This is a genomic window from Enterobacter sp. CPE_E863 (assembly GCF_046521465.1).
GTDB lineage: Bacteria > Pseudomonadota > Gammaproteobacteria > Enterobacterales > Enterobacteriaceae > Enterobacter > Enterobacter adelaidei.
This window is the reverse complement of sequence record NZ_JBKFZX010000002.1, coordinates 276,072-290,506: the sequence shown is the minus strand read 5'-3', so window position 1 is coordinate 290,506 and position 14,435 is coordinate 276,072. Positions and strand designations below refer to the sequence as shown.

Here is a 14,435-nt window from a genome sequence, read left to right as displayed (position 1 = left end):
TTCCGGTTGTCTGTATTAACGAGTGTATTCAATATTCACTTGTTTCTCCGATATAGACCCAACAAAAAAAACTGATGGTTGTGATACAGAACTTGTTGAATTAACATCCGGTACATTAACTATATTGGTAATTTAGACGGTTTCTAAATTAAAGGTGGACAGATATGAAGTCAGATACAGAAATGGTTTCTCCTATCGAGTTGCACATTGGCGATCATGTCCAGCGGCATGGTGCTTTATTTGAGGTTATGCATATTGTTGAATCCGAATGCGATATTCCCGGCGGCATCCGGGTAGCAGCATGCATTTCACGGGTTATCGGTGACGTTACGGGCAATATTCCTCGTGGTTGGCTGGAAACACCGAAGCGTATGGCTGAGCGAGGAGTTAAGTGGGCGACGAGTCTGCCTGAGGGGCTTTACTTTAACATCCAGGGGAACGCACATGCGAAAGTAAGCCGGGTTATTCGTAATGTGACTAATTGAAACTTTTTTCTGAATTGCGGTGTAAAAGTTACTTTTCACCGCATCGTTTTCCCTAACTACTAAATCAGAGCTTCTCTGAAATAAGCGGATTTAACCGCTAGCGATTTATTCAGGCCATTTTATTCTAATCATTATCCTACACTTCAAAAATATTCATTATTTTTTCTTCTGACCTATTAGCCAGAATTCTCGATTCGGTATCATTTACTTACGGTAAATCTTTTGAAAACGAGGTAAATGGCATGCATTCTCAGGATCCTATCACGAAATTAACCCAGACGTTGCAACGCGACGATGGTTCTCAGGTTCGTATTGTAGCGCAGCGGGGATATGGAAGTGGGCTTACAGCCTCGCTTGATGTGTACGTTCTCCGTCGTGATTCCTCTGAAAGCAACTGGTCACTGTGCGGAAAAGATCCTCACCCAGAGTGGAGAAAGATGTCAGTAGATGAGTATCAGAAATTTGGACGCTCTGAAATGCTGCGTTATGCCACACCAGGTGAAATTCTCAGGGTGGCATCCGCTATTGGCCAGCCAATGAGCTTCCTCGATGGCAACCCTGCGTTTTAGCCCGAACCCTGGCGACGCCTTTTAAACCGGCGTCATTCTTTTTACGAGCAACAGACGGAGAAAAAATGAATCTGAACGAACGAAGCACGAGCGCAGCAACGCCAGATTTGAGCCGACTTTATCTCATTTCCGGGCGCATTATGTTTGATGATGATGATCAGGCCTACCTGGTCGAAGCCGACTCCCCTGGTGATGCAGAGGAGGCTTTCCGGCATCATATTGCTGACAGTGCCGACGACTTAGAAAAGGTGATTATAGTTTCCTCTACAAGTTTCGCTTCAGCTCACAGCAGTCGCGTAATTTGTCGGCCTGCCGTGAAGTAATTTCAACTTCCAATGATATTTCCCTCTTTATAAAAGCCGCCGTCTGGCGGTTTTTATTTGCAAAAATGAATATTAATCCTGAATGATATTAATTTAAGATGAGGTAGTGTTCATATTCTTCTTCTTAATATTTTTTCTAAAAAAACGCCTTCAGGTTATTAGTTGGTATTAGTGTATTTGTTATGATCTTCTCATCAAATACATTAATTAAATAATCAAGGAGTCAACTGTGGCAGATAATTATACTCAGGCGTCGTTTATTATTCCCTGCACTCAGGAGCAGGCAAAAATGGCACAAGAAGCAATCACATTCGTTACCGAAGCAGAAATTGCAGAAGGTGAGCGTTTGCTTGATAAGCCACTGACAGATTGTTCTCTGACTGAGAAGCTGATCCTCAGTATTATCGAGAACCACCCTGAGTATGACCCTTCTGAGCCGAGCTTTGGGCAACCATCCTGCCCAGACTGCAATTATGAACTGTTGTTCGCAACAGAAGTTACCAGCAGTGGGCTGGCAGTTTTTCATGGAGAGACCATTGATCTTGACCATGCAATTTGCCTCACAACTGCCGTGCTGTCGGTATTCGACCTCTCGGAAATGGTAACAATTACTGCTGCATTTACATGCAGTAAAAGCCGGACAGATGAATTTGGGGGTATGACTATTCTGGTCACAAAGGATACCCACTATTACCAGGATGGCTGTCAGTTTTCTCGTCTCATGAATGAGGCTCACAAAGCCGGTATCCAGTATGCTCTGTGTAAAGTGACGCATTACCACGGTGAGAGCAGCTATGTGGCAAGCTATGTCCTGAGCTGCGACGTAGCGGATTCAGCCCAGGAGGTCGTTAACAAACGACTGAAGGCATGTGCCGGAAAAGAGCCAGAAGACGGAATCTATATTCTGTGTGAAGAAGACAACACTAGTCTTTCGGTCGAACTCGTTACAGAACTGTCTCCGCTCGATTACGACAAGCTGAGCAAGCTTCTCCCTTCCCTTGACACCCTTTGCGGCGCTTAAGCCTGCCAATTACCGTAGCCACCGGTTTCCCCGGTGGCCTGGAGCCTGCCATGACCAATAAATTCATAGTTTCTACCGTTGATTGTATCAATGAATTTGCAAGTGACGTTCCGCAGAGTGTTTCCTTACGGATAGATACAATGCTTGAACAGCGTATCCGCAAATTGGCGGCATACGTGAAAGAAAACGATCTTCATTTAACTGAGTTTTACTTCTATGACGCTAACTGGTCATTTTGTGGTGAAGATGAAATTCAAGAAATAAAAGACATGGATGAATATAAGCATAGCGACAGCATAAAGCAGGAAGCGATGCTGCGGGAAGTAATGCCATCAGCACGTACGGAATGCCCGGTTATTAGGGTGATGAAAGATTCATTTCAGCTTTCAGCTCTACCACGCCATTGTGGTGATGACATGACTCTTAACACTCCTTTTATTCCGCTGTCTGAGTTGAAAACAAATAATACGGCATTTATTACGCCGCCAACCTATAACTAATAGCTGTGCCGGGTGATTAAATTACAATGGATTATTTTTATATATATTGACATTAAATCCGCGTGATTTTGATTTAATATAATTTCGCTAAATGGTTGCGCTGTAGTTATTTTAAAGTTCTAATAATATCAGTGATGCAGCATATACCGTGGTTCAGGAAAATATATGTTTATTGAAAAAAGCGACTCATTCCTTGAATTATCCTCAGAAGTTATTTTTCCTGAGGCGGCTAATGCTGCCATTTTGAAACATGATAAATGGGCGGATGTTTGGGAGACCCTGACAACCGATGCCGATCTGAACTATACCGATGAAAAGGAGACTGTGAGTCTTTCTTCTCTGGTCATGTCAGCCACATCTGCTATTTATCAGGCTATTACGGACGGCTGGACAATGTGCGTGGGATACAGTGGCGGCAAAGACTCCCATTCTCTTCTGCACCTGTTTCTGATGGCATTGATCAGGGCAGTACGTAACGGCACAAATATCAGCGAACATCATTTCATTCAGATGTCCGATACGCTGATCGAAAACCCTGAGATGCACTATCAGGCTTCACAGGTTCTCAACCAGCTCAGAATGTTCATTGCTGAACACCAGCTACCGGTCACAGTCCTTGTCGCCCGACCGTCTCTTACGCAGAGCTGGGTCGGCCGCATTCTGACTGGGCGCGGACTTCCGACCTGGACTAATTCTTCTACCCGACAGTGCTCAACCGACTACAAAATCGCGCCCCTGCGCCAGGCCAAAGCTCGTTACCTGAAAAACGCCCCGGCATCCGTTCGAAGCAGGGTACTCGCTTACTCTTGTTTTTATGTATTTAGAGTTAAACTCTACTTTTCTATTTTTAGAATTCAAGCTATTCATCGTAATTGAGAGATATCCTTTTAATGTTCAGCAAGCCTGTTAAAAGCACTTTATCTGAACCGCGTTTTGCCTAAATCCTGCTCAATATATACTCTCCCTGAGTTCTGAAATCCTCAAATTCCCCAATCTTAAAGCATTGATACATAGATGATGTCAGATAATGCGCAATCATCTCACCGCCAATATGGATCCGTTCCGGGTGTGGGTATGTCGCCTGTATAGCCCTTTGTTCATTCATCATTACAGGAATTGTCTGCAACAAATCCCCATCCAAGATTTGGCACTCAGGTTTTACTCCTGTTCCGTATTGTAATTGCTCTGATTCGAAATCATGGACTGAGCGATAGGCGAACGAAACGATATTTCCTGTTTCCTCGCAAATTGCGAACTGATAAACACTGGTTGTCACCGTTGAAGAAGAGGGAATTGCATGGTCATGCTTGTATTGTTTCCACAGCCTCCTTAGACAGGCCGATGTATGATAATTGAGATTTTGTATACCTGATACGACCATTCTGGTTGATGCTTCAAGCAACCAGGTGTTAGAAAATCCACCTGCCCCCGTTCCTGCTATGATGGTTCTTAGCTGGGGGATGTAACCTGCTTTGGAAACAAAAGATAACGGCTCCCCATTATCGGTGACGGCAAGGGTATCTGTTACAATCAGTGCTTGTGCTTCGTCTGTATAAAATATCAGTGATGACATATTTTCCTCATCCAGAAAAGACATTACATGAATCACAGAACAGGTCACTACAACCACGTGAAAGGGAGTCAGACCATTTTCCAGAGGTAAATATATTCTTGTGTTTGGACGCGTTGCGGTTCTCTGTAAAAAATATATAGCACAAACAAAAGTCCCCGCAGGGATAAATATAGTTATATGCGCTTTTTCTGCTGGCTTTTACAATTGAAAGTGACAGGTAAACGAAATGTGTTACAGGTTTCTTTTGCTTTTCGTTGGGTTCTGTATATGCGAATTTACCCTGTGTGTTATTTTTGCAATGGACTCAGGCTGTATTCAATCAATTAAGGTTTACTTCTGGCATTAAGATGTATCCGTTGCCTGTTTTTTAAGGGCACGGTTTGTGCCGGGAAATGAAAATCACATCTTAAGTTCTTCACTCAAAGGATTTGTGATGTTTATCACGTATGGTCCGGGTAACGTGTTGAGGTCAATGTATTGCATCGTGATGGTGTCGTTACATCTTTTACTTTCCTCCTGATTTGCATATTCACTCCCGGCAACCTGGTTGTTTGTTTTTTCTTCTTCCGGATTTATAGTGTAGGCATGAGGTGGCGTTTCAGGGCGACAGACTGTGAGGATAATCATTAACATTCATGCGCGTTATGGGCGTGTCAGCAAACTGGATGCAACAGAGCCGAAACTGAAATTTGAACCCGGATTTCTGTATGCTGAAATACCTTATATTAGCGGCATCCAGAATCGAAAACTGAGCCGATATGTACACTTTTATCTTATGGATAAAGCTATCCTGCAGGCCAGGGATTTAAAGCCTTTAGCCCGGGCATTTTTACGCTGGATAAGGTGGCTGGAGGATAACGGACTTGACCCTTTCACCCCGGGAACGTTGAAATACCAAAGCCCTACATATGGCTTCAGGGAGTATCTTCTGGGGGCCGTAAGGCAGGGGCGCATCGCCTCATCCACCGCGGCGGTGTACATCAGCGTTATCCGACGGTTTTACGTATTTCTGGGCAAGTGTGGTGAGCTGGCTGCCAGCTCATTTTTTACGTTGGTCGAAAAAGTCGTTGACGGGCGACGCAAGGTGATAAGTTCGGATCTTGCCATCAGGATAACCAGCACAACAAAAAGGACAATCAACCCACTGAATGATGCAGAGGTTCATATCCTGGATGAGGCACTGAAATCTGAGTCCGGGTTGTTCAGTTTAATGATTGTGCTGATGAAAAATTGTGGGCTACGGCTGGATGAAATGCTGACCCTGCCGTCGTCACTCTTTACTGAAGAGTACCTTGCCAGTGTCCCTGTATCTGAGTTGACCATCAGGGGGCTTCATATTGGTCCGAGATGCGGAGTTCATACGAAGTTTGGGATGACGCGAGAACTCTTCATCACCAGACGATTGTACGAGCAGGTTCTGGATTATCTGGCGGATGAGGAGTATGAAAAGAAGATCCAAAAATGGCGTGCACGACAGGGTGGGGAAGGGCGGCACGAGCCTTTATTTTTAATGGCAAACGGGAAACGGATGTCTGAAAAAGCCTTTTACTCCCGCTGGTACAGTTTTCGCCATCGCCTGGCCCGGTCTGCTCCGGGAAATGTGTTCAGACATAAACCCCATGATTTGCGGGCAACGTTTGCGACCCATTTTTTACGCTCGGCACTGAGTTGCTATCCCGATCAGGCCGCAAATGCGCTGGGTACAGTAAAATACTGGATGGGCCATAAAAGCGAAAATACGACGATGAAATACATCGTCTTTCTTCAGCAAAACCAGATTTCTGATGCAGTCGCCGGGGTCATGGACGCATTGATTGACGGTGCTGCAGGTCGCGATGGAGCCATATATGAGCCGGAGTGAAACGCAGATAACGTGGATGGCCGAAAATGTGCTGTCATGGGAGACGGTCAGCGGACACATCACTCAGCGGGATCTGAACCGATATTATTTACTTGACGTTTATCTTCAGGCTCATTTTTCAGATTATGTGTTGCTCCCCGGATGGTTTAGTGAACATTCGCATCTTGCCCGCCCTGAAAAACGCGATTTTATTGCCTCTCTGAAACGATTTCTTCTGTCTTACCGTCCCGCCGGAAGGTTAACCATTTTCCGTTATCTCAATATGTTTTTTATATGGCAGTCAGTCAATCAGTATGACTATGGCACGGCTGAAGGCGTTGAAATGTATATTAAACATCTCATGAACGATATTCGTCGGCGAAAAATTTCAGTCAGGATGGCAAGACACTACTTGTCCGTGGTCAACCGGTTTTTGCTTACGGGCGGGCAGATTCAGAGGCGGTATGAATATGAATTCTTACCGAAAGGAACGTATCAGCAGCAGGGAAGGGATAGCTATACCAGGAATGAACTTTCCGAGATCCTGAGGCAGTTGTCATCCATGAATGAGTTCCTTGCGGGATGTATCCGGGAGCATATCGCTAAATCGGAAAAAGGGGTGCGGCATTTCTCACCGTCTTTGCTGGCACCTGTTTATGAAGCGTATTTCCGGTATCCGGGAGAGAACGGGGTCAGCAGGGCAGAGATCATCATCAGGGACGTTCTGGAAAATTACTTTCTTACTTCTTTTTTTCTGTTCTGTTACCACACATGGGGAAACACCTCTCAGGTTCTGGGTCTGACGCGGGATGATATACATCTGGATGAAAAGGGTATCAGCACTGATTATGTTTATAAGGGGAGAGCGAATAAGTATATACGTCTGACGATAGGTAAATCGGAGTATGTGACCAAACGTGCGGGCTATTACTGGTTTCTGTCTTTTATCAGGCTCAGGGACGACATCGTTAACTATCTGCTTTCCGCAGATAACTTCCCTCCGGTACAGGCGCTGTTTCTGAGTGAGCCGCAGGTGAAATTCCGTAAGCTTTATTCTCTTAATCCCAGTCATCTGACTAAATTTTCTAACTCTGAGGGGGCGTGGGCCACGATGCGGCAGCTTAATCCCTCGCTTCCATCAATTACCGTTTCTGGCTTGCGCAAAACGTCTGAGCAGTATACGGACAGAACATTAAAGAATGGTCTGATTACGGCGGAAAAAGCACAGCATAACTGGGGCACTTACAGGCGGAATTATGCTGCAGGTAACCCACAGGGGGCGAAGGAAAACTTCAGTGCTGCACTTGATACGCTTATGAATCAGGGGATTGCGACACGTGCGTTATCCGAGCGGGTAAAAGTTGCTGATGAGCTGGGGATCGATCTGCGTGGAAGCGATGAGGGTGTGGATCTTTTATTGAATGGCCTGGGATGTCGATCGCAGGAGCCGCCTACAGATATTGAATTGCGCTTTATAAAAAAGCAAAAACGATTTGGCCGGACACCAAAGGCTTGTGCGGATTTTTCTCATTGTGTCGAATGTTCAAAAAGTTGCGTTGTGGAAACGCTGGAGTCTGTATGGCTCCTGCTGTCATTCAGGCATGCTATCGAGTATGGAAAACCGTTGTACATCGGTTCGGTCAATGCTGTGGAGCGTTATGAAACGTTACTCCTGAAGATTGATTTACGGCTTGGGCTGGTAGATGAGGCGACCCTGAAAAAAGCGCGCGTTAAACTTCAGCGAGAAGGTGTGGCTCCGGTATGGCAGATTTGAAGAAAAAAGAGGTAAGCCGTAGTCGAATGGCGGAGTTTCCTGCCGGAACGCCGCTTCGTTCAGGGGATGAGTTTCCGACTGAGGATATCATCTGTGAGGCACTAGAAAACAAAAGCTTTGAACGTCTGAATAACTGCCTGGTTATCGCCAGCTCAGATGAACATGATATGCGTTTTATCAATGAGGAGACGCTGAATATTTATTTCAGGGATGATGTCTGGACCAATCGCTATGTCAGAACCCATATTGGTGAAACGTTAAGAACCGTTAATTTTTCAGGCATACGGGATCCTGAACTGCGTCTTGAAGCCAAAATCATCTCAGCCAGCCTGCTCTGGATTGTCGGCAGGACCGCGAAGACGCAGTCACTGATCCGGAAATGTGCAAACATTGTGGCGGGAGCCCGTATTATTGAGTCTATGGGGTATCGCAGTCTGTTTCAGCTTCGTTTTCCGCTTGTCCGGAATGCTTTCATTGTAAAGATGAAGGAGGAGGATGAGCACGGCAGGAAGCGTTCTGAAAGAACATTACGTAATTACTTTATGGACCTGGCGGATATCTCGCTGACAGGTCATACCCGTCTTCGAAAATACGGTTACTTTCCTGATATTAGCTTCGACAGTTACAACAGTGTGGATGATTCAAACCAGACATATTGTATGCCTTTCAGTCTTATGATGTCTGTCTGGGAAGGGCTGATTACTGAACTGGATGCTGAAATCAGTGATTTCGATTTTGACGGGTTTTCCCGGCTGTGCGCTATCATAAACGGTTTTTATGATTCGCCTTACTATACGTCGATGCTGGAAGCCCGTAAAAGAGGGACAGCAAAAAGCATACCGGATTACCGGGCCGCGTATTACTACAATATTGTTGCCGGGGAAATTCGGGCGCTTTTCGCGACACTTGGCCCCGGGATGCAGGGCTGGTTCTCGGTACATAAAAATAAGCGCTGGAGATCTGATTTTATTGGCGTTGATCACATAAAGCTGAACACCTGGCATTTTGAGCTGACGTTAAAAGTCATGAATGTGATACAGGCCATGTCGGGGATGAGACACAGCGAAGTGCTTGGCGTGATGCACGGTTCACTGATTTATGATGGTGATATCCTGGGACTTCGTTCGGTGTTGCATAAGTTCGCCCCGGAAGGTGGAAGTCACGAAGACTGGGTTGTTTGTCGCTATGTGGAAAAGCCTTTTCAGCATTTACGCAGAATTAATCAAATCATGACAGGCCTGGACGGGAAGACGCTGGACAATGTTCCATTGTCTTTAAATATCAGGTCGTGGTTCTCGGAGCAAAAACTCTCTTTTATGGGGACGCAGCGCCAGACTGAGTGGGCAAAGAAATTTGTGAAAAGACACCATCTGTTCATCCGACGTGACCATATTGATGAGTTCAGGCTTTTAAATCCAAACATACGTGATGATGAACGCGTTGCGATGGAGATTCGGGAGGGGGCTTTCTGGCCATTGCGAACCCATCAGTTTCGCCGTTCACTTGCTGTACACCTCAGGCGTCTTGATCTGATTTCTACTAATGATCTTATCCGGCAGTTTAAGCACTTAATCAGAGGCATGACGGAGTGGTATATGTCCGGTGCACTCAACGCTTCGCATTTTAGCCGGGCGATCCCTCAGGCATTCGCTGCCGAGATTGAAAGGGTTGATACCGAACTCTCAGCTTCCAGGGCTGTTTCTTATCAGCATGAAGGCCTGCTTTATGGCGAAGGCGGGAAGTTACTGATGTCCCAGAGAGGTGGGCACTTACATCAGATGACGTTTCCTACACTGAAAAAAGCGATGAGCATGGCTAAACGAGGCGGGCAAAAACTGGTATCTCTTGGAAACGGTTTTTATTGCATGAATGGCCATGACTGCGAGTTTAAGGCGGTTGTTCAGTCAGCGTCCTGCAATCCGGGATGTGAGAACATGCTGGCCGGAGCTGATTCTGTTCCCGTGTGGAAACGCAGGATGGCTCATTATGACAACCTTCTGGAGATTGCCGTGCGAAATAATGCTCCTCAGGCTGACAGGGATTTTCTGATGCTTGAGAGAGATTTTTATGCAGATGCTGTCCGCTTTTTTGAAAAGGATGAATAGAGCATGACGAACGAACAGTCGGGGGTTAAAAAAACACAGGCAAGAGCAGAGCAGGCCCTGAGGGAACTGATGTTATCAGGGGAGCGTATCAGCCAGTATGCTGTGGAAAAACGAGCGGGGCTGGCAAACGGCACCCTGAATTATAACTGTCCTGAGTACAGGCAGGTCAGGGAGGCTATCCGCAGTCTGAAAAAAACGTGCCAGGGCACCGCGCCGGTTGATGAGCAGGGCATTGAGCAGCAGATCAAGCTGAAAGAAAAGTATCGCCGTCAGAGAAATGAGCTGAGGGAAGAAATCAAAAAGATGATGGCTGAAAATGTAGAGCTGTTACATAACCTTATACTTTTACAGCAGTATGTCAGGGAGCTTGAACGCAACACCGGGAGGGAGAAAGGGGACGTCATTCCGTTCTCGGGTGGTGTCAGGGACTGAGGCTATACTGAACGGAAGGACGCGAGGTGAATCGCCACGCGTTTAACAGACACCTCAGAGTCATTTAAGATGACTTAAAGAGAGGTGCCCATGAGCGGTAAGCGTTATCCTGAAGAGTTTAAAACTGAAGCAGTCAAACAGGTTGTTGATCGCGGTTATTCTGTTGCCAGCGTTGCAACACGTCTCGATATCACCACCCACAGCCTTTATGCCTGGATAAAGAAGTACGGTCCGGATTCTTCCACTAATAAAGAACAGTCAGATGCTCAGGCCGAGATCCGCCGTCTCCAGAAAGAGCTGAAACGGGTTACCGACGAACGGGACATATTAAAAAAAGCCGCGGCGTACTTCGCAAAGCTGTCCGACTGAGGTACGCCTTTATCCGTGACAACTCCTGTTGCTGGCCTGTTCGCCTGCTCTGTCGGGTGCTGGATGTTCATCCCAGTGGTTTTTACGCCTGGCTTCAGCAGCCGCATTCACAACGCCATCAGGCAGACCTGAGACGTAAGCGTCGTCTCAGCACCGTCTGGCAGATCCTGATATTCCTGAGAGGATAGTGGACACCAAATATGGTGGACGCTATCCATGAAATCATTAACCGCAGTGCGTAAAAAAAGCCCTAATTATCCCGTTGAGTTCAAAATCAAAATGGTTGAACTCTCGCATCGACCAGAGATCTCCGTAGCGCAACTCGCTCGTGAGCATGGGATCAACGATAATTTGCTGTTCAAGTGGCGCCAGTACTGGCGCGAAGGAAAACTACGTCCTCCTTCAACAACAGAAAACAACGTGCCTGAGCTGCTCCCGATAACACTTGATACCGAAGATGTTGTCCCTGCAACCTCCCCCCGGTCACAACCTGTAGCTGCTGCGGCACCTGAATCACTCAATATCAGCTGTGAAGTGACGTTCCGGCACGGATCACTCCGTCTGAATGGTGCCATCAGCGAAAATATCCTGAACCTGCTGATACGGGAGCTCAAACGTTGATCCCATTACCATCAGGGACAAAGATCTGGCTGGTCGCTGGCATCACCGATATGAGAAACGGCTTCAACGGCCTGGCGGCAAAGGTGCAGACGACGCTGAAAGACGATCCGATGTCAGGTCACGTTTTTATCTTCCGTGGGCGTAATGGCAGTCAGGTAAAGCTCCTCTGGTCTACCGGCGATGGACTGTGTCTGCTGACCAAACGGCTGGAGCGCGGCCGCTTCGCCTGGCCGTCAGCCCGGGATGGCAAAGTGTTCCTCACACCGGCACAGCTGGCGATGCTCCTTGAAGGTATCGACTGGCGGCAGCCTAAAAGACTGCTTACGTCACTGACTATGTTGTAGGCCTCTTTATCCTGGTCGACGCTGAATGAGCCTGGTAATATACCCGGTATGAACAGCTTACTTCCTGACGATATCGATGAACTGAAACGTCTCCTTGCCGAACAGGAGGCGCTGAACCGTGCCCTTCAGGAAAAGCTGAACGAGCGTGAACGCGAAATAGATCACCTGCAGGCGCAACTGGATAAGCTGCGCCGGATGAACTTCGGCAGCCGCTCCGAAAAAGTCTCCCGCCGTATCGCGCAGATGGAAGCCGACCTTAAGCAGTTGCAGAAAGAAAGCGATACCCTTACCGGCCGGGTGGATGACCCGGCCGTGCAGCGCCCGCTGCGGCAGACCCGTACCCGCAAACCGTTCCCTGAATCACTTCCCCGTGACGAAAAACGGCTGCTGCCGGCAGCGTCATGCTGCCCGGAATGTGGTGGTGCGCTGAGTTACCTGGGTGAAGATGCCGCCGAACAGCTGGAGCTGATGCGCAGCGCCTTCCGGGTTATCCGGACAGTACGTGAAAAGCATGCCTGTACTCAGTGCGATGCCATCGTGCAGGCCCCCGCGCCTTCACGTCCCATCGAGCGGGGTATCGCCGGACCGGGGCTGCTGGCCCGCGTGCTGAGTTCAAAGTATGCAGAACATACCCCGCTGTACCGGCAGTCAGAAATATACAGCCGCCAGGGTGTGGAGCTGAGCCGCTCACTGCTGTCGGGCTGGGTGGATGCATGCTGCCGGCTGCTGTCACCGCTGGAAGAGGCGCTTCAGGGCTATGTCCTGACCGACGGTAAACTCCATGCCGATGACACCCCGGTCCAGGTGCTGCTGCCGGGCAATAAGAAGACGAAGACCGGGCGGTTGTGGACGTATGTTCGTGATGACCGCAACGCTGGATCAGCAGTCGCGCCGGCGGTGTGGTTCGCTTACAGCCCGGACAGAAAAGGCATCCACCCTCAGACCCATCTTGCAGGGTTCAGTGGTGTGCTGCAGGCCGATGCGTACGCCGGGTTCAACGAGCTGTACCGCGATGGCCAGATAACGGAAGCCGCCTGCTGGGCTCACGCCCGCCGTAAAATCCACGATGTGCACGTCCGCACACCGTCGGCGCTGACGGATGAAGCCCTGAAGCGTATCGGCGAGCTGTATGCCGTTGAAGCGGAGATAAGGGGAATGCCGGCGAAGCGACGCCTTGCAGAACGTCAGCAAAAAGCTAAACCGCGGCTGAAATCCCTGGAAAGCTGGCTGCGTGAAAAGGTGAAAACGCTGTCGCGACACTCAGAACTGGCGAAAGCGTTCACGTACGTACTGAACCAGTGGCCGGCGCTGGCTTACTATACTGACGACGGCTGGGCCGAGGCAGATAACAACATAGCTGAGAATGCGCTACGGATGGTCAGCCTGGGCCGCAAAAACTACCTGTTCTTCGGTTCGGATCATGGAGGAGAGCGGGGAGCGCTGCTGTACAGCCTGATCGGGACATGCAAACTGAACGGAGTGGAGCCAGAAAGCTACCTCCGTCACGTCCTTAACGTCATAGCGGACTGGCCGATAAACCGGGTCAGCGAACTACTCCCCTGGCGCGTAGCACTGCCAACTGAATAACACATCCCCGTCAATACGGTTCTCGCTGCACGCTTACCCTGAGACTGACAGGACAGATTAAACAGTTCTGGCTGGAATCGGGATGCGTCTATGGTTATCGCAAAATCCATCTGGATCTGCGTGACAGCGGGCAACAGTGCGGAGTAAACAGAGTCTGGAGACTGATGAAACGTGTCGGAATAAAGGCTCAGGTCGGATACCGAAGCCCGCGGGCACGTAAAGGCGAGGCCAGTATCGTGTCACCCAACAGGCTCCAGCGACAGTTCAATCCGGATGCTCCTGATGAGCGTTGGGTAACGGACATAACCTACATCAGGACCCACGAAGGCTGGCTGTATCTTGCCGTTGTTGTTGATCTGTTCTCACGCAAAATTATCGGCTGGTCCATGCAATCCCGGATGACAAAGGACATTGTCCTGAACGCACTGCTGATGGCTGTATGGCGGCGTAATCCCGAAAAACAGGTGCTGGTTCATTCGGATCAGGGCAGTCAGTACACAAGCCATGAGTGGCAGTCGTTCCTGAAATCACACGGCCTGGAGGGTAGCATGAGCCGTCGCGGTAACTGCCATGATAATGCGGTTGCAGAAAGTTTTTTCCAGTTGTTGAAACGTGAACGGATAAAGAAAAAGATCTACGGAACGCGGGAAGAAGCCCGCAGTGATATTTTTGATTACATCGAAATGTTTTATAACAGTAAGCGTCGGCATGGTTCTAGCGAACAGATGTCACCGACAGAATATGAAAACCAGTATTATCAACGGCTCGGAAGTGTCTAGATTATCCGTGGCGATTCACTAGGGTTACCTAATTCACCTATGTCTACTTCTGGCACAATGCAGAAATGAGATAGATTTACTTTATCCGCTTCTCGCTCAAAGCTGTCCGTAAT

Annotated in this window: 14 protein-coding genes and 2 pseudogenes; 15 read left to right on the top strand and 1 reads right to left on the bottom strand. The window is 48.2% G+C overall.

Annotated elements, in window-relative coordinates:
* Positions 1–164: 164 nt before the first annotated feature.
* From ACLHV8_RS23800 to ACLHV8_RS23775, 6 genes are all read left to right on the top strand, one after another.
* Positions 165–485 carry a hypothetical protein gene (locus ACLHV8_RS23800; protein ID WP_000834113.1) on the top strand — a complete coding sequence of 107 codons (321 nt, stop codon included), beginning with the start codon at positions 165–167 and terminating at the stop codon, positions 483–485.
* A 242-nt stretch (positions 486–727) separates the two neighbouring features.
* Positions 728–1,054 carry a hypothetical protein gene (locus tag ACLHV8_RS23795; protein ID WP_000556022.1) on the top strand — a complete coding sequence of 109 codons (327 nt, stop codon included), beginning with the start codon at positions 728–730 and terminating at the stop codon, positions 1,052–1,054.
* Between the two features lie 65 nt (positions 1,055–1,119).
* Positions 1,120–1,377, top strand: coding sequence for a hypothetical protein (locus tag ACLHV8_RS23790; RefSeq protein ID WP_001052325.1), 258 nt, complete (start codon positions 1,120–1,122; stop codon positions 1,375–1,377).
* Positions 1,378–1,606: 229 nt separating this feature from the next.
* Entirely contained in the window at positions 1,607–2,398 is a 792-nt protein-coding gene (locus tag ACLHV8_RS23785) for a hypothetical protein (RefSeq protein ID WP_000774871.1), read from the top strand.
* Positions 2,399–2,448: 50 nt separating this feature from the next.
* Positions 2,449–2,898 (top strand): hypothetical protein, encoded by a 450-nt coding sequence (locus ACLHV8_RS23780; RefSeq protein WP_000182312.1) that lies wholly within the window; start codon positions 2,449–2,451, stop codon positions 2,896–2,898.
* 165 nt (positions 2,899–3,063) lie between these two features.
* Complete coding sequence (locus ACLHV8_RS23775; protein WP_410377060.1) at positions 3,064–3,774, top strand: hypothetical protein; 711 nt, start codon at positions 3,064–3,066, stop codon at positions 3,772–3,774.
* Between the two features lie 61 nt (positions 3,775–3,835).
* Here ACLHV8_RS23775 and ACLHV8_RS23770 read toward each other — a convergent pair whose 3' ends face one another.
* A complete protein-coding gene (locus ACLHV8_RS23770; protein WP_223826471.1) occupies positions 3,836–4,495 on the bottom strand; it encodes a hypothetical protein in 660 nt (219 codons plus the stop codon).
* A gap of 589 nt (positions 4,496–5,084) precedes the next feature.
* Here ACLHV8_RS23770 and ACLHV8_RS23765 point away from each other — a divergent pair.
* From ACLHV8_RS23765 to ACLHV8_RS23725, 9 genes and pseudogenes are all read left to right on the top strand, one after another.
* A complete protein-coding gene (locus tag ACLHV8_RS23765; RefSeq protein WP_407224063.1) occupies positions 5,085–6,332 on the top strand; it encodes a tyrosine-type recombinase/integrase in 1,248 nt (415 codons plus the stop codon).
* Positions 6,319–8,085, top strand: a complete 1,767-nt coding sequence (locus tag ACLHV8_RS23760) for a hypothetical protein (protein WP_410377059.1) — start codon at positions 6,319–6,321, stop codon at positions 8,083–8,085. Before ACLHV8_RS23765 ends, ACLHV8_RS23760 begins: the two co-directional genes overlap by 14 nt.
* Positions 8,073–10,190, top strand: a complete 2,118-nt coding sequence (locus ACLHV8_RS23755) for a hypothetical protein (RefSeq protein ID WP_017384059.1) — start codon at positions 8,073–8,075, stop codon at positions 10,188–10,190. Before ACLHV8_RS23760 ends, ACLHV8_RS23755 begins: the two co-directional genes overlap by 13 nt.
* Positions 10,191–10,193: 3 nt before the next feature.
* Entirely contained in the window at positions 10,194–10,622 is a 429-nt protein-coding gene (locus ACLHV8_RS23750; RefSeq protein ID WP_017384060.1) for a hypothetical protein, read from the top strand.
* 90 nt (positions 10,623–10,712) lie between these two features.
* Positions 10,713–11,152 (top strand): annotated as a pseudogene (locus tag ACLHV8_RS23745) (transposase); the annotation flags it as partial.
* A gap of 55 nt (positions 11,153–11,207) precedes the next feature.
* Positions 11,208–11,612, top strand: a complete 405-nt coding sequence (gene tnpA / locus ACLHV8_RS23740; RefSeq protein ID WP_000839182.1) for an IS66-like element accessory protein TnpA — start codon at positions 11,208–11,210, stop codon at positions 11,610–11,612.
* Positions 11,609–11,956, top strand: coding sequence for an IS66 family insertion sequence element accessory protein TnpB (tnpB, locus tag ACLHV8_RS23735; RefSeq protein WP_000612626.1), 348 nt, complete (start codon positions 11,609–11,611; stop codon positions 11,954–11,956). The genes tnpA and tnpB overlap by 4 nt, the downstream gene beginning before the upstream one ends.
* 48 nt (positions 11,957–12,004) lie before the next feature.
* A complete protein-coding gene (gene tnpC / locus ACLHV8_RS23730; RefSeq protein ID WP_032669087.1) occupies positions 12,005–13,543 on the top strand; it encodes an IS66 family transposase in 1,539 nt (512 codons plus the stop codon).
* A 41-nt stretch (positions 13,544–13,584) separates the two neighbouring features.
* Positions 13,585–14,322, top strand: a pseudogene (locus ACLHV8_RS23725) (IS3 family transposase); the annotation flags it as partial.
* Between the last annotated feature and the right edge of the window lie 113 nt (positions 14,323–14,435).